This window comes from Deinococcus seoulensis, assembly GCF_014648115.1.
GTDB lineage: Bacteria > Deinococcota > Deinococci > Deinococcales > Deinococcaceae > Deinococcus > Deinococcus seoulensis.
The window spans coordinates 40284-66609 of the sequence record NZ_BMQM01000019.1; the positions used below are offsets into that span (position 1 = coordinate 40284).

The 26326-nt window shown below is 69.2% G+C and carries 22 protein-coding genes; 3 read left to right on the plus strand and 19 right to left on the minus strand.

What is annotated here, in order from left to right:
* Positions 1-91 precede the first annotated feature (91 nt).
* Both IEY70_RS13635 and IEY70_RS13640 read left to right on the plus strand, forming a co-directional pair.
* Complete coding sequence (locus IEY70_RS13635; RefSeq protein WP_189065580.1) at positions 92-1885, plus strand: DEAD/DEAH box RNA helicase; 1794 nt, start codon at positions 92-94, stop codon at positions 1883-1885.
* 265 nt (positions 1886-2150) lie between these two features.
* Positions 2151-2579, plus strand: a complete 429-nt coding sequence (locus IEY70_RS13640; RefSeq protein WP_189065581.1) for an META domain-containing protein — start codon at positions 2151-2153, stop codon at positions 2577-2579.
* 18 nt (positions 2580-2597) lie between these two features.
* On the opposite strand, the gene IEY70_RS13645 is transcribed toward IEY70_RS13640, so the two are convergent.
* The 16 genes from IEY70_RS13645 to IEY70_RS13720 all read right to left on the minus strand — a co-directional run bounded on the left by IEY70_RS13645 (position 2598) and on the right by IEY70_RS13720 (position 20922).
* Positions 2598-3323, minus strand: coding sequence for a metallophosphoesterase family protein (locus IEY70_RS13645; protein WP_189065582.1), 726 nt, complete (start codon positions 3321-3323; stop codon positions 2598-2600).
* Entirely contained in the window at positions 3320-3643 is a 324-nt protein-coding gene (locus IEY70_RS13650; protein WP_308425259.1) for a hypothetical protein, read from the minus strand. The genes IEY70_RS13645 and IEY70_RS13650 overlap by 4 nt, the downstream gene beginning before the upstream one ends.
* 113 nt (positions 3644-3756) lie before the next feature.
* Positions 3757-4113 carry a low molecular weight protein tyrosine phosphatase family protein gene (locus tag IEY70_RS13655; protein ID WP_229777917.1) on the minus strand — a complete coding sequence of 119 codons (357 nt, stop codon included), beginning with the start codon at positions 4111-4113 and terminating at the stop codon, positions 3757-3759.
* A gap of 38 nt (positions 4114-4151) precedes the next feature.
* Complete coding sequence (locus IEY70_RS13660) at positions 4152-4445, minus strand: antibiotic biosynthesis monooxygenase family protein (protein WP_189065584.1); 294 nt, start codon at positions 4443-4445, stop codon at positions 4152-4154.
* A gap of 230 nt (positions 4446-4675) precedes the next feature.
* A complete protein-coding gene (locus IEY70_RS13665) occupies positions 4676-6235 on the minus strand; it encodes a 2-isopropylmalate synthase (protein ID WP_189065585.1) in 1560 nt (519 codons plus the stop codon).
* 233 nt (positions 6236-6468) lie between these two features.
* Positions 6469-8247: an SWIM zinc finger family protein gene (locus IEY70_RS13670; protein ID WP_189065586.1), complete on the minus strand. Its 1779-nt coding sequence runs from the start codon at positions 8245-8247 to the stop codon at positions 6469-6471.
* A gap of 192 nt (positions 8248-8439) precedes the next feature.
* The gene (locus tag IEY70_RS13675) at positions 8440-10755 is read right to left on the minus strand and encodes a DUF11 domain-containing protein (RefSeq protein ID WP_189065587.1); all 2316 of its coding nucleotides are present in this window, start codon (positions 10753-10755) and stop codon (positions 8440-8442) included.
* A gap of 133 nt (positions 10756-10888) precedes the next feature.
* On the minus strand, positions 10889-11899 hold the full coding sequence (ilvC, locus tag IEY70_RS13680) for a ketol-acid reductoisomerase (RefSeq protein ID WP_189065588.1): 1011 nt from the start codon (positions 11897-11899) through the stop codon (positions 10889-10891).
* A gap of 138 nt (positions 11900-12037) precedes the next feature.
* The gene (gene ilvN / locus IEY70_RS13685) at positions 12038-12664 is read right to left on the minus strand and encodes an acetolactate synthase small subunit (RefSeq protein ID WP_189065589.1); all 627 of its coding nucleotides are present in this window, start codon (positions 12662-12664) and stop codon (positions 12038-12040) included.
* Positions 12661-14361: a biosynthetic-type acetolactate synthase large subunit gene (gene ilvB, locus IEY70_RS13690; RefSeq protein ID WP_229777926.1), complete on the minus strand. Its 1701-nt coding sequence runs from the start codon at positions 14359-14361 to the stop codon at positions 12661-12663. The genes ilvN and ilvB overlap by 4 nt, the downstream gene beginning before the upstream one ends.
* A gap of 388 nt (positions 14362-14749) precedes the next feature.
* Positions 14750-16390: a VanW family protein gene (locus IEY70_RS13695; protein ID WP_229777919.1), complete on the minus strand. Its 1641-nt coding sequence runs from the start codon at positions 16388-16390 to the stop codon at positions 14750-14752.
* Between the two features lie 272 nt (positions 16391-16662).
* Positions 16663-17946 carry an acetylornithine/succinylornithine family transaminase gene (locus IEY70_RS13700; RefSeq protein WP_189065592.1) on the minus strand — a complete coding sequence of 428 codons (1284 nt, stop codon included), beginning with the start codon at positions 17944-17946 and terminating at the stop codon, positions 16663-16665.
* Between the two features lie 322 nt (positions 17947-18268).
* Complete coding sequence (locus IEY70_RS13705; RefSeq protein ID WP_189065593.1) at positions 18269-19141, minus strand: DMT family transporter; 873 nt, start codon at positions 19139-19141, stop codon at positions 18269-18271.
* On the minus strand, positions 19138-19761 hold the full coding sequence (locus IEY70_RS13710; protein WP_189065594.1) for a pyridoxamine 5'-phosphate oxidase family protein: 624 nt from the start codon (positions 19759-19761) through the stop codon (positions 19138-19140). Before IEY70_RS13710 ends, IEY70_RS13705 begins: the two co-directional genes overlap by 4 nt.
* Entirely contained in the window at positions 19758-20378 is a 621-nt protein-coding gene (locus IEY70_RS13715) for a DJ-1/PfpI family protein (RefSeq protein ID WP_189065595.1), read from the minus strand. The genes IEY70_RS13710 and IEY70_RS13715 overlap by 4 nt, the downstream gene beginning before the upstream one ends.
* Before the next feature lie 133 nt (positions 20379-20511).
* On the minus strand, positions 20512-20922 hold the full coding sequence (locus tag IEY70_RS13720) for a GNAT family N-acetyltransferase (protein ID WP_229777921.1): 411 nt from the start codon (positions 20920-20922) through the stop codon (positions 20512-20514).
* 210 nt (positions 20923-21132) lie between these two features.
* Here IEY70_RS13720 and pdxR point away from each other — a divergent pair, with 210 nt between their 5' ends.
* The gene (pdxR, locus tag IEY70_RS13725; protein ID WP_189065597.1) at positions 21133-22662 is read left to right on the plus strand and encodes a MocR-like pyridoxine biosynthesis transcription factor PdxR; all 1530 of its coding nucleotides are present in this window, start codon (positions 21133-21135) and stop codon (positions 22660-22662) included.
* Between the two features lie 132 nt (positions 22663-22794).
* Here pdxR and IEY70_RS13730 read toward each other — a convergent pair whose 3' ends face one another.
* The 3 genes from IEY70_RS13730 to IEY70_RS13740 form a co-directional block, all read right to left on the minus strand.
* Positions 22795-23367: a cob(I)yrinic acid a,c-diamide adenosyltransferase gene (locus tag IEY70_RS13730; protein WP_189065598.1), complete on the minus strand. Its 573-nt coding sequence runs from the start codon at positions 23365-23367 to the stop codon at positions 22795-22797.
* 85 nt (positions 23368-23452) lie between these two features.
* Positions 23453-24955 (minus strand): 4-alpha-glucanotransferase, encoded by a 1503-nt coding sequence (malQ, locus tag IEY70_RS13735; protein WP_189065599.1) that lies wholly within the window; start codon positions 24953-24955, stop codon positions 23453-23455.
* A 189-nt stretch (positions 24956-25144) separates the two neighbouring features.
* Positions 25145-26284 carry an N-acetylmuramoyl-L-alanine amidase family protein gene (locus IEY70_RS13740; RefSeq protein ID WP_308425523.1) on the minus strand — a complete coding sequence of 380 codons (1140 nt, stop codon included), beginning with the start codon at positions 26282-26284 and terminating at the stop codon, positions 25145-25147.
* Positions 26285-26326 lie beyond the last annotated feature (42 nt).

Consider the following 26326-nt stretch of genomic DNA (forward strand, 5'->3'; position numbering starts at 1 on the left):
GGAGAGTGCCCCCACTTTCAGGACATGCGTGATGCCGGGATTCAAGGCGTTTGCTGGTCACTGGGGCTGTGCTTTCCCGAAAGGACCACAAATGAACTTTGACCAACTGATTGCGCCCGAACTCGCGGCGCGTCTCGCCGAGCGCGGTATCACCGAAGCCAGCCCCATCCAGGCCGAGAGCCTGCCTCATACCCTGCAGGGCCGCGACATGATCGGCCGCGCCCGCACCGGGACCGGCAAGACGCTGGCGTTCGCGCTGCCCATCATCACCAAGCTGGAACCCAGCCGTGAACGCGGCCGTCTGCCCCGCGCCATCGTGGTCGCACCGACCCGCGAACTGGCCAAGCAGGTCGCCGAGGAGTTCAGCAAGAGCGGCCAGGGCCTGACGACCGTCACCGTGTACGGCGGCGCCGCCTACGCCCCGCAGGAGAACGCCCTGCGCCGCGGCGTCGACGTGATCGTCGGCACGCCCGGCCGCCTGATCGACCACATCGAGCGCGGCAACATCGACCTGACCGCCGTGGAGTTCGCGGTGCTGGACGAGGCCGACGAGATGCTCAGCGTGGGCTTCGCCGACGCCATCGAGACGATCCTCCAGCGCACGCCCGAGGGCCGCCAGACGCTGCTGTTCAGCGCCACGCTGACCAACGACATTCACCGCCTGTCGAAGAAGTACCTGAACAACCCCATCGTGATCGACATGGTCGGCGAGGGCAAGAGTCAGGCCGCGCAGACCGTCGAGCACCTGAAGATCCGCGTGGGCCGCGCCCGCACCCGCGTGCTGGCCGACCTGCTGACCATCTACAACCCGGAGAAGGCCATCGTGTTCACGCGCACCAAGCGCGAGGCCGACGAGCTGGCGAACGAACTGATTCACCGCGGTATCGAGTCCGAGGCGCTGCACGGCGACCTCGCGCAGAGCCAGCGTGAACGCGCTCTGGGTGCCTTCCGCAACGGCCGCGCTGGCGTGCTGGTCGCCACCGACGTGGCCGCCCGCGGCCTGGACATCCCGGAAGTCGACCTGGTAGTCCAGTACCACCTGCCGCAGGACCCCGAGAGCTACGTGCACCGTTCCGGCCGGACGGGCCGCGCAGGCCGCACCGGCACCGCCATCATCATGTACGGCGACCGCGAGCAGCGTGAAGTGATGGGTCTGGAACGCGTGACCGGCGTGCGCTTCATCGAGCGTCCGCTGCCCACCCCCAAGGAAGTGCAGGGTGCGAGCGCCCGCAGCAGCGCCGAGATGGTCCGCAAGGTCGACAGCGGCGTCGCGCAGACCTTCCAGGCGGAAGCCGAGCGTCTGTTCAGCGAGATGGGCCTTGAAGCCCTGGCCCGCGCGCTGGCCAAGATCAGCGGCGTGACCGAGCCCGTGAAGGCCGCCAGCCTGCTGAGCGGTGAGGAAGGTCAGACGACCATCATCCTGCACGCCGAGCGCATGAGCGTGGCGCGCGCCGTGGCCGTCCTGGCCCGCAACGGTGACATCGACACCCGCCGCCTGGGCAAGATCCGCCAGTGGCGCGGTGGGGCCGTGGCCGACATTCCCAGCGAACTGGTGCAGAAACTGCTGAGCGCCAGCCCGCTCGAAGGCGAAGTGACCGTCGAGGTCGCGCAGGAACTGCCGGAACTGTTCGAGCAGCCCACCCGTGAACGCCGCGAAGGCGGATACCAGGGCGGCGGCCGCAGTGGCCGTGATGAGGGCGGCTACCGTGGCGGCGGTCGCGGCGGGTACCAGGGTCAGGGCGGCGGCCGTGGCGGGTACCAGGGCGGCGGCAACCGTGGCGGTCAGGGTGGCGGAGGCGGCCAGGGTCGTTGGAGCCGTGACGACCGTGGCGGCCGTCCCCGCGAGGACTTCGCGGACCGTGAATTCGTTCCTGCCGGTCGCTGATCTGCACTGACCGGAGCTCCGGCTCCCGGTGAGCAGACAGAACACAGAGAGGGGCGTTCCGATCAGATGGTCGGAACGCCCCTCTCTGTGCCGATACGGATTCGGATTGAATGGCTTGCAAAGCTGCTCAATCCGTGCGGAGCGAGTGGGAGCAAAACGGGTTCCGTTTGTTTCGTCCGCCGCACGGGAGGGCAGTTCCTCACCACATCCCCAGAATGGATTCCTGATTACAATCCTGGGGGTCGGGAACGCCCCAAATGGGATTATGAAGAAGTTCACAGTTGCGACACTCGCCGGGGCACTGCTGCTGCTCGGTCTGCCCACCACTCACGCCCAGGTGGCCCTGAACGTAGATCTGGAAGGCAGCTGGAAGATCGTCGGCTGGACCCTCCCGGACGGCGTGCCCGTCAAGAACAACCTGCCACGCCTGACCTTCACGGGGAACCGCGTGACCGGCACCGCCGGTTGCAACCGCGTCAACGGCACGGTCAGCATCCGGGGCGACAGCGTCACCTTCAGTGCCCTCGCCACCACCCGCATGGCCTGCACGCCCGCCGTGACCGCGCAGGAACAGGTGTTCCTGAACGCCCTGTCCGGCAAGACCCTGACCGCCACCCGCCTGAACGACAGCCTGACCCTGGACACCGGAAGCGGCATGCTGAACATCCGCCGCATGACCATCCAGACTCCCTGAACGCCGGTCAGGCAGGGTTCAGGGTTCCCGGCCCGCCGTCAGCCACGCCGCCTCGAACGCGCCCACCGGCTGCGGCGCGTGCGCCCGCGCCCAGTCGGCCGCAGCCCCCGCGTCGTAGGGCGTGCGGCGGAACTCGGGCGTCCAGTGCCCGGCCCGGCGGGTCAGCAGTCCCCAGCGGGCCAGCGGCAACCCGTCCTTCTGGCGGGACACCGGACCGACATTCATGACCGTCACCCCATCCACGACGGCCAGCATCTCGCGGTGCGTGTGACCCACCACGCACACCTGCCCTCCCCTGTCCGCCGTGAAGCCGTCCAGTCGCTCCCGCAGCTCGGCGAAGCGTGCCGGGCGGGTGCGGCCTGCGGGCGACTCGGTCAGCATCAGGTCCTCCCAGGCGCTGCGGGGACTGCCGTGCGCGGCGCGCACCTCACCGTCCGCCACGTCCAGCCGTACAGGCAGGGACGCCAGCTGCGCGGGCAGCGAGTCCGGCACCTGCGCACGCACCCAGGCGCGCATCTCCTCCCTGCCGTCCCGCAGGCCCGCCACGCGCTCGTCGGTGTTCCCGCGAACGCTGGGCGGCGCGAACTCCGCCTGCAACGCCCAGGCCGCGCCGGGATCGGCCGCCCCCCACACCGCATCCCCCAGGTTCAGGATCAGGTCCGGGGCGGCCGCGCGGATGTCGTCCAGTACCGCACGCAACGCGAACGCGTTCCCGTGCACGTCCGACAGGACCGCGATCCTCACCGACGACCACCCGCGCCAGGACGCCGCACCGCCGCGAAAATCAGTGAGAACAGCGCCACCGTCACCACGTACCCCACCAGGGACGCACCGGGACTGAACACCGGGCTCAGCACGTCATGCGCGAACTTGTAGATGGCGTACGGCACCGCCCACCCAAGCGCGAACAGACCCGCGCGCCGCAGGTAATCCGGGGTGACGCTCGCCTGCGGAAAGTACCGCATGGGCAGCAGCATGGCCGGCAGCAACAGCAACTGCGCGGCGTAGAACCACCACGGCAGGCTCTGCAGTCCGTACTCCAGCGAGGCAAACACGATATTCACGGCGGCAATCACAGCGCCGGTAATCAGGGCAGTTCTCAGAAACGGGTTCGTCACGCCCCCATGCTGCCACGAACACCCCATTCAAACGACCCGCCCGCATGAAGACACCTGAATCAGCCCGTGCCCTCACCGCCACCCGCCGGGCGAGGCCGGACCCCCTCCAGTCGCCACGGCACCAGTCGGCGCAACTGCCGGATCAGCTCCGCGTCCATGAACTCGAACTCGTCCGGAATACCCAGGATCAGAATCCGGTTGTCCGGCAGCGCACCCCGGAACCGTTGGCGCAGGACATCCCGGTGGCGTTTCTCCATGCACACGGCCACATCCGCCCACTCCAGCAGGTCGCGGCTCAGCGGCACCTCCGCGTCTCGGTTCGTGCCGGCTGACGCGACCTCCCAGCCGTCCACACCCCGGAAGATGCTCTCGGCCGTGGGACTGCGCAGCCTGTTCTGCGCGCAGACGAACAGCACGCGCAGCGGCCGGATTGTGGTCGGCCCCGGTGCCCCGGTCACAGGGCGACCCGCACGAAATGTTCAACGGTCGGGAACGGGTCGTAGAAGTGATGCAGCAGCGCCCGCCACTCCTGGTACTCGGGGCTGCCCCGGAAGCCGACCGTGTGGTCCTCCAGCGTTTCCCACCAGACCAGCAGCGCGTACCGGTGACTGTCCTCCACGCAACGCTGAAGCTCGTGCCGGACGTACCCGCCCATGCCCGCAATGATGCGCTGCGCCTGCGCGAACGCCACCTCGAACGCGGTGGTCTGGCCGGGCCGGACCTGAAGTGTGGCGATTTCCAGAATCATCTGCCCTCCTGCATACCACGGGGAGGCCGGTGTGCCCAGCCTCCCCGTCCATCAGCCGCGCAGCGGCGGACCGATCACCCTTTTACCATCACCTCATACGGATTCCGTTTGTTTCGCTGACAATCCGGAACTTCACCGGATTGCCAGCTCCACGTCCGGAACCCGTTTCTCTCCCACTCGCATCCGCTCGGATTGAACGGTCTTTGCAGTCCATTCAATCGGAGTCCGTATCAGATGCGGCCGGGCGCGAATTCGCCCTGTCGGCGTTCGGCGCCCATGCCGGCGACGATCATGTTCTGAATGCGGATCCAGGCGCGGGCGCTGGATTCGACCACGTCGGTGGCGACGCCGCTGCCGTGCAGCAGGGTCTCGCCGTGGCGGGCGCTGATGCTGACCTCGCCCAGCGCGTCACCGCCGCCCGTGACCGCCTGGATCCGGTAGCTTTCCATGGTGGGCGCGATGCCCGTGATGCGGTTGATGGCCTGCACGGCCGCCTCGACCGGGCCGTCGCCGTGCGCGGTGGCCTCCACGGACCCGTCGGGGGTGGTCAGGCGGACGAAGGCGACGGGCGTCATGTTCATGCCGCTGGTGATCTGGAAGGCTTCCAGCGTGAACGTCTGCGGCACGTCGGTGCGGGCATCGACCAGGGCGCGCAGGTCGTCGGCGAAGATCTGTCCCTTGCGGTCGGCCAGGTCCTTGAAGCGGGTGAACAGGTGCTGGACCTTGTCGTCCGGCAGGTCCGCGTAGCCCAGGTCGTTCAGGGCCTTGCGGAACGCGGCGCGGCCCGAGTGCTTGCCCATGACCAGCACGGCGGCCTCGCGTCCGACCAGTTCGGCGTTCATGATCTCGTACGTCTCGCGGGCCTTGATCACGCCGTCCTGGTGGATGCCGCTCTCGTGCGCGAACGCGTTGTCCCCGACGATGGCCTTGTTGGGCTGCACGGGCATGCCGCTCAGGCGGCTGACCAGTCGGCTGGCGCGGTACAGTTCGCGGGTGCGGATGCCGGTTTCCAGGCCGTAATGGTCGCGGCGGGTGTGGAAGGCCATGACCAGTTCTTCCAGGCTGGCGTTCCCGGCGCGTTCACCGATGCCGTTGATGGTGCACTCGATCTGCCGGGCGCCGCCCTCGGCCGCGGCGATGGAGTTCGCGACGGCCATGCCCAGGTCGTCGTGGCAGTGGGCGCTCAGGATGATGTGCGCGGGAATGGCGGCGCGGATCTCGCTGAACATCGCGCGGATCTCCTCGGGCGTGGTGTACCCGACCGTGTCGGGGATGTTCAGGGTGGTCGCCCCGGCCTCCACGGCCGCCCTGAAGATGCGGATCAGGAAGGGAATGTCGCTGCGGGTGGCGTCCTCGGCGCTGAATTCCACGTCGTCCACGAAGGTCCGGGCGTAGGTCACGGCCTGCACGGCACGCTCCACGACCGCGTCGGGTTCCAGTTGCAGTTTCTTCTGCATGTGAATGGGACTGGTCGCGATGAACGTGTGAATGCGGGGCTTCTCGGCGGCCTCGACGGCCTTCGCGGCGGCCTCGATGTCGGGGCGGGCGGCGCGGGCCAGTCCGGTGATAACGGGGCCGCGCACCTCGCGCGCGATGCGGCTCACGCCTTCCAGGTCGCCGGGGCTGGCGATGGGGAACCCGGCCTCGATGACGTCCACGCCCAGGCGGGCCAGCTGGTGCGCGATCTCCAGTTTCTGCGAGTGGTTCAGGGCCACGCCGGGGCTCTGCTCGCCGTCACGCAGGGTGGTGTCGAAGATACGGATGCGGTTCGGGTCGGTGATCTGGGTCATGGCGTGGCTCCTGTGCAGGTGGATTGAGGGGGCGGGTGAGGCGTTCCGGCCGGGCATGAAAAAACCCCGGAGGCGTTCCTCCGGGGGCGTTCCAGGCATGCGCTTCGCTGCCGTTCACTCCACCGGAGGACGGGTAAGAAGAAGCAGGCCGAACGCGTTCATGACCCGGAGTGTAAGCGCAGATCAGGGCCGCGTGCAAGAGTTGTCTGGAATGCAGGCCGTCCGGGTGCGGCTTACAGCAGCCCTGAGGCCTGAAGTTCTTCTTTCAGGGCGCGCAGGGTCGGGTATTCCTGGGTCAGCAGTCGCGCGGCGGACTGAGCCTCGGCCCGGCCGATGATGGGCGCTGCGTCCCGCAGGGTCCGGGCGGCCGACTGGTAGTGCGTGCGGCTGCGTCCTGCGACGTGGGCGGCCGCGACCTGAATGATCAGTGCCAGCGCCTGCTCTGCCGGGAGTTGCAGCGCGAGTTCCCGGGTGAGGTCCAGGCCGAGGACGCCGACGGGGTCTGGCACGCCATGCAGGAGTTGCGCGGCGCGTTCCGGCTGGTGTTCGCGCAGCAGCAGGCGGACCAGGGGCGGCAGGTGCGGACCGTCCGGCCGCGCGGTCCAGTGCGTGATCAGGGTTTCGCGGTCGGCGGGCCAGTCGGAGCTGACGGTCTTCAGTTGCGTGATCCAGAACGGGGTGTCAGCGTGGGCGGGTGGGAGTTGCATCAGGGCGTCGCGGGCAACGGCGTGCGCCTCGGCGCGTCGGTACTGTTCGTACAGGTGCGTGAACAGCCAGCGGCGCGCCCAGGGGTCCGGACGGGTCCGCGCGAACGCTTCCAGGTGGGCGAGCGCTCCGCTGTCCTGAAACAGTCCGGCCACCACACTGAGGCTGAGTTCCGGGTGTTCCGCGAGCAGCGCGGTCGCCTCTTCGGGCTGGCCGCTGTCCAGCAGGGCCGCCGTGATCATGAAGGAATCGCCCGTGGCGCGGGCCAGCGCGAGGTTCTCGTGAACACTCAGGTCGCCGGTCGAGGCCAGGGCGTACAGCGTCCGCGCCCGTCGCTGGCGGTCATACGTTCCGGCCTCGCTGTCGTGCAGGCCGCGCACGAACGCCACGGTCTGCGCGCGGTCCTCTGCGGGCAGCTCGGTGAACAGATCCAGTTGCCCGTCGATTTCATGGTCCGGCCAGCCGAGGTTCGCCACGGATGCGTGCAGGGTGTCCAGGGCCGCGCCCTGCAGCGCGGCAGGCAGGGGCCGGGCCAGCAGGGACAGCAGGGCCTCGCGGGCAGGTTCGATCAGGGTGGACAGGTCGTCCAGGTCGGGCTGCTGGGTGTTCAGGTCGTGACAGCCGTCCAGTGTCGCCTGAATGGCCGCCAGGGCGCTGCGTTGCGCGGCGTGATCTCCGGCGAGGGCCGCCGCGACCAGTTTCTGGAGTTCTTTCAGCAGCGGCGTCAGTTCGCTGAAGTCCGGGCCGTCCCAGTCGTTCTTCCAGTGCCAGTGATCCTCGTCCGGGAGGTCCATGAGGTCGAAAGCCACCCGGATTCGTCCGGGCAGGTCGCTGGCGGGGTCCGCGCTGTCCGGTTGAACCTGCCCGGTGTTCGGCTGGGCACTGGACTGGGTACTCGACTGGGTCAGGAGCACGCTCAGCAGGTCCGGTTCGCGTGACAGCATGTGGCGGATGACGGCGCGCAGGGCCGGTGCGTCCAGTGCGTCCAGCGCGGCGTCCAGCGGCGGAAGTTCCCGGAAGTCGGCCGGGGAGGTAACCGCGCGGGCCAGCAGCGCCGCCACGTGCTTGCAGCGGCCGTCTTCCCCGACCGGGCAGGAACACGCGGCGCCCTGCACCTGACCCCGTTCGAGGGTGGCGCTGACGCTGTACCGCTCCTGCCCGTACGCGGAGCCGCGCAACATGGTCACCGTGCCGTCCGGCTGGGCACTCAGGCCCGTGAGAGACGACACGTACGGCTGGCCCTTACGCCACTCGCGCTCTCCGGCGTAGGAGAGGGCCGCTGCCTTCTGAAAGGTGAATCCGGTCACCTGCCCAGCGTAGCGACTGAGCGGCTCACCGGTGTCATACGGACTCCGATTGAATGGGCTGCAAAGCCCGTTGGGTCCGAGCGGATGCGAGTAGGAGAGAAACGGATTCCGGACGTGGAGTTGGCAGATCGGTGGTGTTCCGATCTGTCAACGAAATAAACGGCAGTCCGTATCACGCCGCGCAGTTCATGCTCAGCGGACGCTGGCGCGGAAGCAGACGCTGCCGGTTTCGCCGCTGGTAACGGTGCCCAGCCGCACGCTGATGTCCTGCCCGCTGATGCTGCCGGGGTCGGCGTCGGCGGCCGAGGTGAGGCTCACGGTCCCGGCGGGGCGCGTGACGAGCAGGCCCAGGCCCGCGCCGTACGCGCCGGGCTGCGGGAGGGTCTGCGGGGGGGAGGTGTCGCGCAGCACGAAGTTCGCGGCGTCCCCGCCACTGACCCGGTACGCAATGCAGTACTCGAGGATCTCGCCGGGCAGCGCGCCGGACGAGGTGCTGGCCGCGCCGCTGCGCGTGACGTTCCGCACGCTCTTGGTGAGGACCACGACGGGCGGCTGGGCGGTCACGGTGACGGTGTCGCTGGCGGCGTTGTTGCCGGTCTGCGCGGGGGCCTCGCCGCCTCCGCTCACGCTGGCGGTGTTGGTGTACGTGCCGTCCGGGCTGACCAGGACGGTCAGGGTCACGTCCGGGTAGCTGCCGCCGGGGTTCAGGGGGTCGGTGCGGGTGCAGCGCAGCGGCGACACGGTGCAGGTCCAGCCGCTGCCGGCGATGCTCTGGGCGGTCATCCCGGCGGGCAGGGTGTCGGTCAGGGTGATGGTGCCCGTGGTGGGGGCGGGTCCGGCGTTCGAGACGCGCAGCGTGAACGTGCCGGGCACGCCCGTGCTGAAGGTGCCGGTGTGGGTTTTCGTGACGCTGAGGTCGGGGCTGGCGACGGTGACGCGGGCCGGTTGATCTCCGGCGGTGACGGGGTCGCTGTCGCTGGTGTCCGACACGCTGGTGCCGAGGGTCTGCTGGCGGTAGTTGACGGTGCCGGTGTTGTCGATGGTGGTGCCGCCGGGCGTTCCGGCGTTCACGGTGACCCGGAAACGCACGCGGGTTTCCTCGTTCGGGAGGACCGCGCCGCCCGTGGCGGCATTCGCGCCGCTGCCCAGGCGGAACACCACGCGGTTCCCGGCTGCGTCGAATTCGGCCTGGTCGTCGCCCACCAGGTCCGTTTTCGCTCCGGCGTTCGCGCCGGTCACGGTCATGGAGCCCGGCAGGTAGGTGGTGCGCGCCGGGATGGGGTCGGTCAGGATGACGTTCAGGGCGCCGTCGTTCCCCTGGTTGCGGATGACCAGTTCGTACTCCAGGGTGTCGCCGGGCAGCAGCACGCCGCCGTTCAGGTCGGTGACGGTCTTGGTCAGGGCGTCCTTGATGTTCGGAACGAAGATCTCGGTGGCGAGGGTGATCACGCCGGGGAAGATCACGTCGTTGCTCGTGCCGATCACGCGGACCACGGCGGAGGTGCTGCCGTTCGGGAGGGGCGTGTTGGGCGTGAAGGTATCGATGTCGAGGCCCAGGGTGTTCGTGAAGGCCGGCGTGCGGCCGCCCGTGACGTCCGTGCCGCCACCTGCCGCGCCCGTGGTGGTAGAGATGGTGGAGTTGAACACGTCGTTGACCGGGTTGACCGTGTTCGACACGGTGTTCAGGGCCGCGGTGTTCGGCCCGAACCGCAGGCTGCCCTGCGGGGTCGCGGACACCCCTTCCTGAGAGCCGCGGTCACCGTCGTACGCGACGACACCGATGGTACTTCTGACCGTGCCGACGCTGGGGGTAATGAATCCGCTCACGGAAATGTCGACTGGCACGGCGGGGTCACTGGCCTGCAGGAATCCGTCGAACACGGCGAGGTTGCGGGTCGGCTGGGCCGGGTTGCGGTAAGCGACGACCAGCGTCCAGCCGGCCCAGCTGCCGCCGCCGGCCGTGCTGGCGACGTTCCCGGCGGTGTACGTGCCGCTGCCGCCAGCCTGCACGAGCGTGGTGACGTCCACGAACGACTGGTAGTTGCTGCCGATGACGCTGGTGCGCGTGGCGGTCAGGGCGACGCTGGCGCTGGCGGGCGTGGCCAGACGCACGGCGGCGCGGTTGGCGGCGCTGGTACTGATGCCCGACCAGTACAGTCCGGCGAACAGGACGCTGCTGCCGCTGCCCAGGGTCAGGGTGGCGGAACTGGAATTGGTGGTCAGGGGGTCCGTGTCGGTATCCACGGCCTGCATGTACACGTTGTTGTTGGTGGCGGTCCCACCAGACCGGGCGGTGTTGCAGGCCGTGATCTGCGCGGCGGTGGCGGGAGCGACCGTCAGGCAGTGAAAGTTCATGTTCCCGATCAGGACGATGTCGCCGTTCGTGGCGGTGTTCGCGTAGCGGGTCCCGAAGGCCTGCTGCGCCGACGCGCTCCCCAGCAGGGCCAGCAGGACCAGCGCCGCGAGCAGCGGGCCCAGCGAAGTCAGCAGATGGAGCGGTGCGCGCATAATGCTTCTCACAGTACCGGGTCCGGCATGTCGATTTCCGCACATCTGCCGTCCCCCCACTGGGGGCGCTGAGGTACAGCAGAAGGGGCCGGGCCTCCCTTCACGGAATGCCCGGCCCCTGAACTCCGGGTGCTTAAACTTCGAGTGCTTTCTTGGTGATGAAGGGCATCTGGTCGCGCAGTTCCTTCCCGACGACTTCCAGGGTGTGGCCGCGCATCTTGCCGCGCTGCTCCTCCATGAACGGGAAGCCAGCCTCGGCGTCCGCGATGAAACGCTCGGCGAACTTGCCGGTCTGGATGTCGCTCAGGACGCGGCCCATCTCGGCTTTCGTCTCGGCGGTCACGACGCGCGGCCCGGTCACGTAGTCACCGAACTCGGCGGTGTTGCTGATGGAGTGGCGCATGCCCTCGAAGCCCTTCTCGTAGATCAGGTCCACGATCAGTTTCACCTCGTGCAGCGTCTCGAAGTACGCGATCTCGGGCTGGTAGCCGGCCTCGACCAGCGTCTCGAAGCCCGCCTGAATCAGGTGGGTCACGCCGCCGCACAGCACGGCCTGCTCGCCGAACAGGTCGGTCTCGGTTTCTTCCTTGAAGGTGGTTTCCAGCACGCCGGCGCGGGTGCAGCCGATGCCACTGGCGTACGCCAGGGCGATGTCGCGGGCCTTGCCGGTGGCGTCCTGCTGCACGGCGAAGATGCCGGGCATGCCCGCCCCGTCGGCGTAGACGCGGCGCAGCATGTGGCCGGGGCCCTTGGGCGCCACGAGGAACACGTCCACGCCAGCGGACGGCGTGATGCGGCCGAAGTGCACGTTGAAGCCGTGACCGAACGCCAGGGCCTTGCCGTCGGCGAGGTTCGGGGCGATGCTCTGCTCGTACACGGCGGGCTGCTGCTCGTCGGGGATCAGGAGCATGACCACGTCCGCTTCCTTCGTGGCGTCCTCGATGCTGGCGACGCGCAGTCCGGCCTGCTCGGCCTTGGCGCGGCTGGCGCTGCCTTCACGCAGGCCCACCACGACGTTGAAGCCGCTGTCGCGGAGGTTCTGCGCGTGCGCGTGCGCCTGGCTGCCGTAACCGATGATGGCGATCAGCTTGTTCTCGATGGGGGCGGTGCTCACGTCGCGGTCGTAGTACATTTTTGCAGCCATGATGGGGATTCTCCTACAGAAAGTGAGTGGGGGCAGAGTGTGGGCTAGGCGGGTTCAGGGGGTGGATGGTCGAAAGTTGATGGTTGATAGTTGAAGGTTGATGGGTTTTCTTTCGACCATCAATCTTCAACCATCGACCTAGAACAGATTGGGGACTTCGCGGGCGCGTTCCTCGCGGGGCTGTTCGATCTGCACGGCGGGCTTGAGGGCCTGCGTCTCGCCGTGGTACACGTGGCCGGGAATGTCGGCGTTGCTGCCGCGCGTCAGGGCGATGCGGCCGGTGCGCATGGTTTCCAGGATGCCGAAGGGGCGCATCTGCTCAATGAAGGCGGTCAGTTTGCCCTCGTCGCCCGTGACCTCGAAGGTCAGGGCGTGGCGGCCGACGTCCACGATGCGGCTACGGAAGTCCTCGGCGATCTGGCGGACCTCGACGCGGTTCTCGGGCGTGATGGCGACCTTCACGAGCACCAGTTCGCGGTCCACGTACTTCTCGAGGCTGTGGTCGATGATGCGGACCACGTCGTGCAGTTTCTCCAGTTGCCGGATGGCCTGCTCGACCACGCCCCGGTCACCGCTGACGACGATGGTCATGCGGGACACGCCGGGGTGCTCGGTGCTGCCGACCGACAGGCTCTTGATGTTGTAGCCGCGCCGGCCGAACAGGGCCGTGATGCGGGTCAGGACGCGGGGTTCGTCGCGGACCAGGATGGACAGCAGTTGCTCGGGGTTGGGTTCGCGCTGGGGGGGGGTGGTTGCCTGTGTCATGCGTTGCGGGCCTCCTCGGCCACCTCGGCCATGTCGGGGCCGGGGGTGCGGGCGGGTTCGGTTTCCAGCATCTCGTACAGCGCCGCGCCGGCCGGGACCATGGGGAACACGGCGTGCTCGTGCGGCACGACGACTTCCAGCAGGGCGCTGTTCGGGTCGGCCAGCCACGCGTCGATGGCGGCCGGGAGTTCCTCGGCGCTGCTGGCGCGGTAGCCGGGCACGCCGTACGCGTCGGCGAGTTTGATGAAGTCCGGGTTGCTGTCGCCCAGCCAGACCTCGGAGTAGCGTTTGCCGTGGAACATCTCCTGCCACTGGCGGACCATGCCCAGGAACGAGTTGTTGATGATGCAGATCTTGACGTTCCGCACGTCGTACATCTTGAGGGTCGCGAGTTCCTGCGCGGTCATCTGGAACCCGCCGTCCCCGGCGATGACGACGCTGCGCACGCCGGGTTCGGCCATGCCGGCGCCGATCGCGGCGGGGAACCCGAAGCCCATGGTGCCCAGCCCGCCGGAGTTGATCCAGCGGCGCGGTTTCTCGAAGCGGGCGAGTTGCGCGGCGAGCATCTGGTGCTGACCCACGTCGGAACTCAGGATGTCGTCCGGACCCAGGCGGTCCACGACGGCTTTCACGGCGTACCCGGCGCCCCAGTGTTCGGGCATCTGGGTGCGGGACTTCCACTCCTCAAGCTGCGCTTTCCACTCGGGGCGGTCCAGGGGCTGGGCGCCCTGCATCAGCATCTGCGCGGCCACCTTCGCGTCGCCGCGCACCGGGACGTGCGTGCGGATGATCTTGCCGATCTCGGCCGCGTCGAGTTCCACGTGAATGATGCTGGCTTTCGGCGCAAAGCCGTTCACGCGGCCCGTCACGCGGTCATCGAAACGCAGGCCGATGCCGATCAGCACGTCCGCCTCGCTGATCGCGCGGTTCGCGGCGACGCTGCCGTGCATGCCGGGCATGCCCAGCCACAGGGGATCGCTGCTGGGGAAGGCGCCCAGGCCCATCAGGGTCGTGATCACCGGGATGTCCCACGCGCGGGCCAGGGCGGTGACCTCGGCGGCGGCGTCCAGGCTGCCGCCGCCCACCATGATCACGGGCCGCTGCGCCGCGCGGATCAGTTCCAGGGCGCGGTCGACGGCGTCCTGGCTGGGGGCCGGGATTTCCGGGCGGGCGTGCGGCGCGGGAATCTCGCCGTGGTACGGGGCCAGCTGGATGTCCTTGGGAATGTCCACCAGCACGGGCCCCGGGCGGCCCGAACGGGCGATGCGGATCGCCTCGGCCACGATGCGCGGCAGGTCCTGCACGTCGCGGACCACGTAGTTGTGCTTGGTGATGGGCAGCGTGATGCCGGTGATGTCGGCCTCCTGGAAGGCGTCGGTGCCCATCAGGTGCGAGGCGACGTTTCCGGTGATGGCCAGCAGCGGCACGCTGTCGAGCATGGCGTCGGCCAGTCCGGTCACGAGGTTCGTGGCGCCGGGACCGCTGGTGGCCATGCACACGCCGATCTCGCCCGTCGCCTTGGCCCACCCTTCTGCGGCGTGCGCGGCGCCCTGCTCGTGGCGGGCCAGGACGTGCCGGACTTCCGGGTAGTAGGTCAGGGCGTCGTACACGGGCATGATCGCCCCGCCGGGGTAGCCGAACACGGTGCTGATGCCGTGGCTGGCCAGCGTGGCCCACAGGGCCTTGGCGCCGTTCATGTCGCCCCGCCCGGGTTGGCCGGGCTCCTGCTTCGTCTGGTCGTGCGCGCTGTCTGAACTCATGACTCCTCCTTACTGCCTGCTGGACCTGCCTGCTGAACCTGCTGAACTGCCGTGCCCTGCTGAGAATGAAAAACCCCCGCTGGTGGGCGGGGGTGTGCGAAGTGGCGCGGACGCCTAGCCTCGGAAACCCCCGATGCTAAGAAGTACCACCACGATCTGCGCACTCATGCCTACACCATAGGCCGCTGCCTGAACCCGGTGCAAGCAGCGTCTAGACTGCCGGGCGTTCCGGCGCCGGGAACAAACGGACGTTCGTGCGTGGGGTTGAAGGTCAAAAGTTGATGGTTGATGGAGTTCGATTCCATCAACCATCAACCTTCATCCATCAACCCCTGGGTCCGGTCTCGTACACCGCCTGCCAGGGTTTGTACACGGTGCTGACCCGGTCGGTGCGCACGCCACTGGCGTCCTTGATGGTGCGGCTGATGTACAGGCTGTACCCGTCGGCGGCCCAGTCCACCTGGTTCACCTGACCGGGGCGCAGGTTGGGGTTCACCACGTACTTGGGCGCCGGGTGCGGCACGCGGGCCGTGATGACGGCCGGGTTGATGGTCACGGTCCGTTTGGGTTTCACGCCCCATACCTGCACGTCCAGCGTGCTGGTCTCGTTGTTGTTGATGGTCTTGATCAGGATGGGCGCGCCCGTATCGTTCTTCATCTTCAGGTCCAGGCCAGGATCGTACACGGCCGCCTCGAACCCCACCTGCGGTTCGTAGTACCCGACGCGGTACGAGTGCTGATTGCGTTCCACGACCGGCAGGCCCGCCTGGTACAGCGCGCGGAAGGCGGTGGTGCTGACCTGGCACACGCCGCCGCCCAGGCCGTCCACGGTGCGGCCCCCGCTGATGATCAGGCCGCCCACAAATCCGTTCGAGGCGTCGATGCCGCCCAGGGACTTCAGGAACGAGAAGACCTCTCCGGCAGGCACGACCGCGCCGTTGATCTTCGCGGCGGCGTTGGCGACGTTCGTGCGGCGCGCGGCGCTGGAGTGGTAGTAGGTGCTGCGGCCCGTGGCGATCAACTCCAGTTTCCCGGCGTCCGGGAGGCTCGCCAGGGTCAGGGTGGGTTTATCCACGCGGCTGGGGAACACCGCCGACTTCTGCGTGGCGTCCAGCACGCTCTTGCGGAAGATGGCGTACGCGGCGGCGCGGTCCGTGACCACCCCAGCGCTCTCCTTGACCTTCACGAGCTGCGTGCCTTTCAGGGCGTAACGGGCGTTCTTGGCGGGCTGATCGACGAAACCGGTCAGGCGGCCGAACGCAGCTTTCAGGGTCGTCTCGTCGGGCACGATCCCGGTTTCACGCACCCAGTACAGGTCCGCGACCTGCAGGGCGGTCAGGGTGCCGGTGCGGCCGGTCGTGCCGAGCGTCACCGTGAACGGGCGGGCCAGCGCGTTGCCCTGTTTCACGTAGGCGTTCAGCGCCTCGGTGGTGTACTGGGGTGGCTGTTCAGCCACCGTGACCGTCAGGGTGGTCAGGGCGGGACTGGCGACGTAGGTGTTCACGGCGCCGGTCACGTCGACCTTCACGCCGGTCACGCCGGGTTTCACGGCGTACCGCTTGCTGGCCTTGTCGAAGTACACGCTGGCGTTCCGGGGCGCGGTGTTCAGTCCGGCGGTCAATCTGGTCAGGGTGGCCCTGGCCTGCGCGGCGTCCACGGCGGCCGTCAGGGGGATGTCCTGCACCTGCGCCGCTCCGATCATGCCCTGCAGGCGTTCCAGCACGCCCCGCTCGGCGGTGATCTTCTGCGCGGCCTGCACGCTGGTTTCGGCGTCGGCGTGCCAGCCGAGCTTCGCGGCGCTGACCGTCCAGGTGTTCTTACCGGCGCTGACCGTCACCTGCGGCGCGTCGGCCACCCGGTTGCCCAGCGCGGCGAGAGCCTGCTCGCGGTTCATGCCGCCCACGTCCACGCCCGCGATCCGCAGGCCCGGCGCGATCTTGCCGTCTGCCTGCGTTGCCACGCCCATGGCCAGCGCCCCTCCGAGGAGTGCGACTGCCGTTATCCCTGCCACCCAGTACTTCATCGCCGTACAGTGTAAGGAAATTCACGCCGCTGTGGTTGAGGAAAGTCACCTTCCCCCGCCCACACCCACGTTCATTAAGTTTCTGACGCTGATGGTGAATGCTGTTGTGAGGAAGTGTACACCCCCGCCGGGCCGTCCGGCACCAGACGTGAAGACACCACCCGCCAGACCTGCCAGGGGTGGTGTCTTCAGGAGGGCGCTGCCTGCCCGGCTGCCTACTCGGTCTGGATGGCCTCGCCCTGCGCGGTCTCGCCGGCGGCGGCCTGCGCAGCCAGCTGGGCCTGCCGCTCGGCGCGGGGGTTCACGCCGTTCAGCACGCGCTCGAAGGCGGCCACGACCGCGTCGATCTGCTCGCGGCTGATCGTCACGGGCGGCAGGAAGCGCACGACCAGCGGCGTGGCCTGCAGGGCCAGCACGCCCTCGTCGTGTTCCAGCGCGTGGATGTACGGCGCGCTCTTTTCTTTCAGTTCCACGCCGATCATCAGGCCCAGGCCGCGCACCTCGCGGATCTTGGGGCTCTGGATGGCGCGCAACCGCTCCATGAAGTACTCGCCCTTCTCGCGGGCCTGTTCGGCCATGCCCTCGCGTTTCATGGCGCGGATGGTCGCCACGCCCGCCGCCATCGCCAGCGGGTTTCCGCCGAAGGTGCCGCCGTGCCCGCCGGCCGGCATGCGGTCCGCGACTTCCTGGGTCATGACGAACGCGCCGATGGGAATGCCGCCGCCCATGGCCTTGGCGAGCGTCATGCCGTCGGGGACGACGCCGTAGTGCTCGGCGGCGAAGAACTTGCCGGTGCGGCAGAACCCGGTCTGGATCTCGTCGAGGATCAGCAGTGCGCCCTTCTCCTGCGTGATGCGGCGGGCTTCCTGCATGAATTCCAGGGTGGCGGGACGCACGCCGCCCTCGCCCTGCACGGCTTCGAGGATCACGGCGGCGGTATCAGAGGTGACGGCGGCGCGGAGTTCCTCGATGTTCCCGTACGTCACGAAGTCCACGTTGCGGTTGTCCACGGCGTCACCGAAGGGCTCGCGGTACTTGGGTTCCCAGGTGAAGGCCAGTGCGCCCAGGCTGCGGCCCGAGAAGCCGCGTTTCATGCTCACGAAGCGCTTACGGCCCGTGCCGGTGATGGCGAACTTCTTGGCGGCCTCCATGGCCTCGGTGCCGCTGTTGCACAGGAACACGCGGTCAAGGCCGGCGGGGGTGACGCTGACCAGTTCCGAGAGGAACTCGGCGCGCTTGTCGTTGGGGAGGCTCTGCGGCATGACGATCAGGCGGTCCACCTGTTCCTTGATGGCGCGCACCACGTCCGGGTGGCTGTGGCCGACGTTGGCGACGCCGTACCCGGCCACGCAGTCGATGTACGAGCGGCCCGATTCGTCCCAGACGGTCGCGCCCAGGCCGCGCGTCATGACGACCTCGTGCTTGCCGACGACGCGGCTGTCGTACTTCAGTTCGGCTTCCAGCCATTTGCTCTGCGGGTGGGTGGGTGCTCCAGTCATGCTCTTGTCCTCCGTGGGGTGTGCGCGCGCCCGGCCGGGGCGCGGTTGATGCGACAGTGTAGGTCCTGCGGGGCGCGTCGGCGCGCAGGTGTCCAGCTCACACGATCATGGCACATGATAGGCATAAGGCGGATTTTCTTTTCAATTGTCGCCCGGCCCCTGCCTGAGCAACGGGCGGGCATGATTCATACGGATTCCGTTTGTTTCGCCAACAATCCGGAACTTCACCGCCCCTGCCGGCTCCACGTCCGGAACCCGCTTTGCTCCCACTCGCTTCGCTCGGATCGAACGGGCTTTGCAGCCCATTCAATCAGAGTCCGTATCAGACCGGCACCGGTTTCGCGCGCGGCGGCAGGTTGATCAGGCCCAGCCCCGAGAGCACCACCAGCACGCCCAGTACGGACAGCGCCCCGACGGGCTCCCCGGCCAGCGCCGCCCAGCCCAGGCCCCAGACGGGCAGGGCGTACGTGACGGCGGTGACCTGCGTGGGGCTGACGCGGGCCAGCAGACCGTAGTACAGCAGGTACGCCAGTCCGCTGCCGACGATGCCCAGGAACGCGACGGCGCCCACGGCGGTCAGGGTCAGGGGGGCGGGCGCCGGGCCGATCAGCGCGACGGGCAGCAGCATGACGCTGCTGAGGCCCAGTTGCGTGGTCGCCAGCCCCACGGGGTTCAGGCCGCCCAGGGTGCGTTTGGCGATGGTGGTGGCGACCGCGTACCCCAGGCTGGCGAGCAGCAGGATGATCACGCCGTGCAGCGTGGCGTGCCCGCCGCCCAACCCGCCGGACACCGTGAGGGCCACGCCGCCCATGCCCAGCAGCACGCCGCCCAGCGTCAGGCCACTCAGGCGGGTGTCGCGCAGGGTCAGGCCAATCAGCAGCGCGAACAGCGGCGTGGTCGCGTTGATGATCGCCGCGATGTTGCTGCTGACCGTCTGCTCGCCCCACGCGAAGAACGACCAGGGAATCACGTTGTTGAACAGCGCCACCAGCAGCAGCGGTTTCCACAGCCGCGCGGGCGGCAGGCTGTGGCGGCCCAGCCGCAGCGCGAGCAACAGCACCGCCGCGCCGAACACCGACCGCAGCAGCGCCACCCACACGGGCGGGAACACCTCGCCACTCAGGCGGATCAGCAGGAACGACACGCCCCAGAACGCCGAGAGCAGGAACATGTCCAGCGCGTCACGGCGGGTCACGCGCGACTCCCCGGCAGGAAGGGGGCTTCGAGGTGAGCGGGCAGCGCGGGCCAGCCGTCCTCCTGCGCGGCGCCGTCCGCCCAGTTCTCCTTGCCGCTCCAGCGTTCGATGCTCAGGGCGTAGACGGCGGTGCGGGCCAGATCGGCGTCCGTGATCGGGCGGGTGTGCGTGCCCACGCGCAGGCCAGGAAAGACCCGTTCGCTGAGGGTCGTCAGGGCCGCGCGGGCGTCCTCGCCATGTAGGACGCGGGCGGTGCCGAACACGATCACGGAGCGGTACTGCACGCTCAGTTCCAGCGGGGAGTTGCTGGGCAGCAGCGCGCCGGTCTCGGTGACCTCGAAGGTGGCGGGGTGCCCCTCTGCCTCGCCCTGTTCGGTGTTCGCGCGCAGGCGGCCCACGACGTTCGTGTGGTACACGAGGTCGTGCGTTTCGGGGCGGTACGCGAAGGCCAGCGGCGTCACGAACGGCCACACGCGGCCATCCTCGCCGTGATACACGGTCGCCACGCGGCCCAGCGGCACACGCAACAGCAGGTCTTCGATCCAGGCGTCGTCCCGGCGGTTCTGCGGGCGGCGGCTGACGCTGGGGTCACGCAGCGCGGGGTCGTAGAAACTGCTCATTGGTTCGCCCCCTCCAGCAGACCCTGTCCAGTCCAGCGGAATTCCATCTGGCGGGCGGTGCGTTCGGCCAGCGTGCGCGAGTGCAGCCGCCCGACAAGGTGCAGGGTCATGTCGATGCCCGCGCTGATCCCGCCGGACGTGACCACCGCGCCCGAGTCCACCCAGGCGACGTCCGGCACGACCGTCAGCGCCGGGAACTGCCCCTGGAGGTCCGCCTGATCCTCCCAGTGGGTGGTGACGCGCCGCCCGTCCAGCAGCCCCTCCGAGGCGAGCAGGAACGCGCCGGTGCAGATCGAGGCGAGGACCTCCACCCGCGCCGATTGCGCCCGCACCCAAGCGCACACACGCCCGTCAGCCAGTGGTGCGTCCATCACACCGCCGGGCACGATCAGCACGTCCAGCGGCGGGTGATCGTCCAGCGTGGCGTGCGGCAGGACCCGGAAACCCCCTCGCCCGACCGCCGGGGCGCCGGACGCGCCGATCAGGACCGGCTGGAAGGGCGGCTCCTCGCCGTCCCGCCCGGCCAGTCGCGTGGCGACACTCAGGACCTCAAAGGGGCCGCCCAGGTCGAGGACCTCGATGCCGTCGAAGATCAGGATGCCGACGGTGCGGGTCATAGCAACTCCGATTGAATGGTTGGCACAACCAGCTCAATCCGAGCGGATGCGAGCAGGAGTAAGGCGGAGTCCGGGCGTTGAGTGAGCAACCCGGCGCCCTCCCGGGGTGTGAACGAAACAGACGGACGCCGCGTCATGCCGTCCCCCGAGCCAGCGGGAGGCTGAAGTGGTGGGCGGTGACGTTCATCCCGGCGCGGTGGTACAGGCGGTGGGCCGTAAAGCGCGTCTCCCCCACTCCGGAGTCGAGGTGCAGTTCTGCGCAGTCAAGCTCGCGGGCGCGGCCCTCCAGCCAGTGCAGCAGCGCGCGGGCGTGGCCGCGTCCACGGTATTCGGGGAGGGTGCTGAGGTCGTCCACGTACAGGGTGCGCCCGGCCCAGAGCAGGTGCATGACGCGGTACCCGGCGACGGCGGCGGCCTCCTCGCGGCCCGGTTCGAAGGTGCCGACCAGCGCGTAGCCCTCGGGCGCGGTGGTGGTCAGGAAGGCGCGCAGGGCGTCCGGCGTGGCGGTATGGGGTGATACGGATTCCGTCTGTTTCGTTAACAACCCGGAAGGGCACCGGGTTGCCAACTCCACGCCCGGAACCCGTTTCGCTCCTGCTCGCTCTGCTCGGGTTGAAAGTTTCTGCAAACCTTTCAACCGGAGTCCGTATGAGTCGGGCCGCAGGGCGCGCAGGGCCGGGAGGGCCAGATGCGCCTGCGCGGGCGGAATGGGTCGGAGGTCACGGGGCTCGGTCATGGGCGTAGAGTAGGGGGCATGGTGGCCCCCTCGAAAGCTCCACTTCCCGCTCAGATACGGGGGCCACTGACGGCCCGTGCGGATGAGCTGCCCTTCCCGCTGGACCTGCGCCGCGACCAGACTGACGCGCTGCACGCGCAACTGGCCCGGCAGATCCGCGAGGCGGTCCTCTCGGGCCTGCTGCCGGGCGGCACGCCGCTGCCCGGTACGCGCACGCTGGCGCGGACGCTGGGGGTCACGCGCGGCGTCGTGGAGGCGGCGTACGCGGAACTGCTCGCGGACGGCACGGCGCAGGCCGAGGTGGGGCGCGGCACCCGCGTGCGCGACGAGACACCCGCGCCCGCCCCGCAGGTTCCGACCGGTGTGGCGGGCGTTCCGGCGTGGCTGCCGGTCATCCCTCCGCTGCCGGTGGACGGGCCGGGCGTGCGTCCGGGGCTGGATTTCCGGGTGGGCGTGACCGGGACCGCCACCCTGGACCTGCGGGCGTGGCGGCAGGCCTGGGCGGACGCGGCGCGTGAGGAGGTCAGCGGCGGGTACGCCGACCCGGCGGGCGAACAGCGGCTGCGCGCGGCCCTGGCGGCGTTCGCGGGGCGGCAGCGTGGGCTGGGCGCGCAGGCGGAGGATGTGCTCGTGACGGGCGGGACGCTGCACGCCCTGAACCTGATCGTGCGCGCGCTGCTGCCGCCGGGGTCGCGGGTCCTGATGGAGAATCCGGGGTACCGCGCAGCGCGGCAGGTGCTGCTGGACGCCGGGCACGAGGTCGTTCCCGTGCCGGTGGACGCCGACGGCCTGATCGTGAACGCGGACACGCCCGCCGCGCGGCTGGTGTACGTGACGCCCAGCCACCAGTTTCCGCTGGGGGGCCGCATGTGCCTGCCCCGGCGGCTGGCGCTGCTGGAGTGGGCGGCCCGGCATGACGCGCTGATCGTCGAGGACGACTACGACGGCGAGTTCCGCTACGGCGCGCCCCCGCTGCCGCCCCTGGCCGCGCTGGCCGCGCAGACGGGCGCGGGGGGGCGGGTGCTGTACCTGGGCACACTGAGCAAGGTCCTGACCCCCTCGGTGCGGACGGGGTTCGTCGTGGCCGCACCGCCGCTACTGTCGCGGCTGGTGCGGGCGCGGACGCTGCTGGACTTCGGGCCGCCCGTTCAGGTGCAGTCGGCCCTGACGCACCTGCTGAGCGGCGGGCATGTGGACCGGCACATCCGCCGCTCGCGCCGGTGGCACGCGCAGGTCCGCGCGGCGCTGACCGAATCACTGAATGGTCTGGACGGACTGGCACACCTGGGCGGCATCGAGGCGGGCCTGCACGTCTGCCTGCACCTCCACCCCGCGCTGCCCGCTTCGGTTGTGGCGGCGGAACTGGCCGCGCAGGGCGTTCACGTGACCACCCTGGACACCTACACGCAGGGCGAACCCCAGAACGCGCTGCTGCTGGGGCACGGGGGTCTCAGCGCGGCGCAGGCGGCGGCAGGCGGGCGCGTGATCGCGGGCACCCTGCGAAAGCGTGCTGCCCGCGCGGGCCTCACGCCGTACTGTGAAGCATGACCGCAAGGCCCCCAGAACGCCCATGTCATGCAGAACGCCCATGTCATGCGGACTGCCGTTTGTTTCGCTGACAATCCGCCCCCACACCGGCCCTGCCAGTTCCACGTCGGCGCGGCGCGTCCGTTCCGTCGCTCAGCGGCGGCCCTTGACCAGCCACGCGTGTTCCTCGATTCCGGCGGCCTGGTTGGCGGCGCGGGCCATGACGAACAGCAGGTCCGACAGCCGGTTCAGGTACACCTGCACGTGCGCGTTGGCGTCCTCCTCGTGCAGCAGGCGGATCACCTCGCGTTCGGCGCGGCGGGCGACGGTGCGGGCCACGTGCAGGCTGGCGGCGGCGGGCGTACCGCCGGGGTGCACGAAGCCCGTGAAGGGCGGCGCGGCCTCCTGGTAGCGGTCGATCATGGCCTCAATGAACGTCACGTCCTGTTCGTCCATGCGGGTGATCTTCTTCTCGTAGGTGGTGCCGCTGCGGGTGGCGAGGTCGGCGCCGACGTCGAACAGGGCGTTCTGGAGGTATTCCAGGTCGGCGTCCAGGGCCGGGTCGGGTTTGTGGCTGCGGGTGTTGTGCGCGCGGGCTAGTCCGATGGCGCTGTTCAGTTCGTCGACGGTGCCGTACGCTTCCACGCGGATGTTCGCCTTGCTGACGCGGTCCGCGCCGTACAGGCCGGTTGTGCCGCCGTCGCCGGTCTTGGTGTAGAGCTTCATGCCCCACAGGGTAGTGGATGGTGAACGGTTGATGGTTGACGGAAGGTCCGGCGACCCTCTATCAACCTTCAACTGGCGGCGGTCTTTACCGTCCGGTGGCTTCGGTCAGTTCGCGCAGGGTCGTGGCGATGTCGGGGCGCAGGTCGGCGGCGCGGTACCGCCACGTCCAGTTGTGGTCGCCGGTGGTGCCGGGCAGGTTCATGCGGGCGTCCGTGCCGAGGTTCAGGAGGTCCTGGAGGGGCACGACGGCCAGCGCGGCGCGGCTCTCGAAGGCCATGCGGGTCAGCTGGGCGGCGAAGGTGTCCTCGGCGGGGTCGCTGCTGGTGTACACGCGGAAGTTGTGTTTTTCCTGTTCGCTGGCGTGCGCCCACCAGCCGCGGGTGGTGTCGTTGTCGTGCGTGCCGGAGTACACGACCTGGTTCTCGCGGAGGTTGTGCGGCAGGAAGTCGTTCACGCTGAAGTCGCCGCCGCCGAACGCGAACTGCAGGACGGCCATGCCGGGGAAGGCGAAGTCGTCGCGGAGTTTCTCGACGTCGGGCGTGATGACGCCCAGGTCCTCGGCGATGATAGGCAGGACGCCCAGCGCCTCGCGGACGGCCGTGAACATCTCGTGGCCCATGGCGGGCACCCACTGGCCGTGGATGGCGGTGTCGGCGGGGAAGGGAATCTCCCAGCTGGCCGCGAAGCCCCGGAAGTGGTCGATGCGGATCAGGTCGAAGAGTTTCAGGCTGCCCTGGAACCGGTCGATCCACCACTGGAAGCCGGTGTCCTGCATGGCCTGCCAGTTGTACAACGGGTTGCCCCACAGCTGGCCGGTCTCGCTGAAGTAGTCCGGCGGGACGCCCGCCACGACGGTCGGCTGGCCCTGGTCGTCGAAGTAGAACTGGTCGCGGTTGGCCCAGACGTCGCTGCTGTCCATGGCGACGAAGATGGGAATGTCCCCGATGATCTGGATGCCCTTCTCGGCGGCGTAGCGGCGCAGCACCGTCCACTGCCGGAAGAACAGGAACTGGATGAACTTCACGCGTTCGGTGGTGCTGGCCAGTTGCTCGCGGGCGGCGGCCAGCGCCTCGGGGTGGCGGTCGCGGGTGGCGGGCTCCCAGGCGTTCCAGGGCAGGCCGCCGTGCGCGTCCTTAAGGGCCATGAACAGCGCGTAGTCGTCGAGCCACGCGGCTTCCTCGTGCTTGAAGGCCTCGAAGTCGGCTTTCAGGTGCTGGGCGCCGCCGAAGGCGTAGTGGGCGTGGGCGCGGCCCAGCATCTGGTTGCGCCACACGTACTGCTGCCCGAAGTCGACCTTGTCGGCGTTGAAGTCCGGCAGGGCGTTGAAGTCGGTGTCTTCCAGCAGGCCGTGTTCGCGCAGGGCGGTCAGGTCGATCAGGTAGGGGTTCCCGGCGAAGGCGCTGAACGCCTGGTAGGGGCTGTCGCCGTAGCCGGTGGGGCCGAGCGGCATGACCTGCCAGTACTTCTGTCCGGCTCGGGAGAGCCAGTCCACGAAGGCGCGGGCGTGCGCGCCGAGTTCCCCGATGCCGTAGGGGCCGGGGAGGCTGGTGGGGTGCAGCAGAACGCCGCTGGATCGTGTGATGGTCATGGGAACCTCCTGGGGGGGCGACTTCGGGGCCGTTGGCGTGCGCGGAACTAAAGATCGGGAACCTTCACGGCGAATGGAAGTGATTCCACGTTGACTGTCAAGGATAGTACCGTGAAGGCGCGGCGCCGGTCACCCCAGGTGAAAGAAACCCCTACGGGAACCTGCCCGCCCCCACCGCGCGGCCCCGCGTTACTTGGTGTTCAGGAAGTCCAGGATGGCCCGCGCCAGCGCCTGCGCCAGCTGCTCGCGGTACGCGGCGGACGCCAGTTTCGGCCCCTCGACCGGGTGCGACCCGAACCCCACCTCGACCAGGATGGCGGGCGTGGTGGGGTTGCGGATCACGTAGAACGCGTCGGTCTGCACGCCACGGTTCACGGCGCCCGTCGCGGCGATCAGGCGCGACTGCACCCGCTGCGCCAGCTGACGGCTGAACGAGATCTTCGCCTGCGCCAGAATGTCGCCCAGCAGGTTCTGGGCGGTGCTGGCCGCCTGACGGGTCAGCTGCTCGCCGAGGCTGCCGCCGCCGTTCTCCTGCACGGCCAGGCTGCGGTTACTGCCCGCCAGCGGCTGCCCGAAGTAGTACGTCTCGATGCCCTGCGCGGACGGCCCGGCCGAGTTCACGTGAATGCTGACGAACGCACTCACCTGCCCGTTGTTCGCCATGCGCGAGCGGGCCTCGAGGTCGGCGCTCTTGTTGGTGCTCAGGTGCCGGTCAGTGGTGCGGGTCATGATCACGTCCACCCCGTGGCGCTGCAACTCGGCGCGGGTGCGCAGGGCCACGTCCAGCGTCACGTCCTCCTCGGTCACCCAGCGGCTGACCATGCCGGGATCGATCCCGCCGTGCCCGGCATCGAGCACCACGCGCGGGCGGGCGGTCACGGCCGTGCTGGCCGGGCGGGTCACGGCGACCGGGCGGGCCGCCGCCGCCGGAATGGCCGACGCGGCGGCGCTGGTGGGCACGTCAATCACCAGCCGCGCGGGTTGCCCCCCAGCGGCGGGCAGGACGCTGCTGCGGGCGCTGCCGTGCCCGGCGGCCAGCGTGACCGTGACGGTGCTGCCCGACACGGCGTACGCGGTGACGCCCGGAGCGCGCAGCGGTCCCTGCTCGCTGGGCAGCGACACGCCCAGTTTCACAGTGATGGACTGCGCCGCCACCTTCGCGTTGATGCTGGGCGCGCTGGCCGAGGCGGGCAGGTCGAACACCAGCCGCGTGTACCCGTCGTGAGAACCGATGCGCGGCGCGGCCTGCGCCGCCGGGAACAGCAGCGCGCAGCTCAGCGCGGCGGCGGTCAGCAGGGACCGCGTGGAGGGAACAGTGGGACGCTTCACTGCGCGGAGTGTAGCGCCCACGCCCGCCCACTCGGGTGGGAA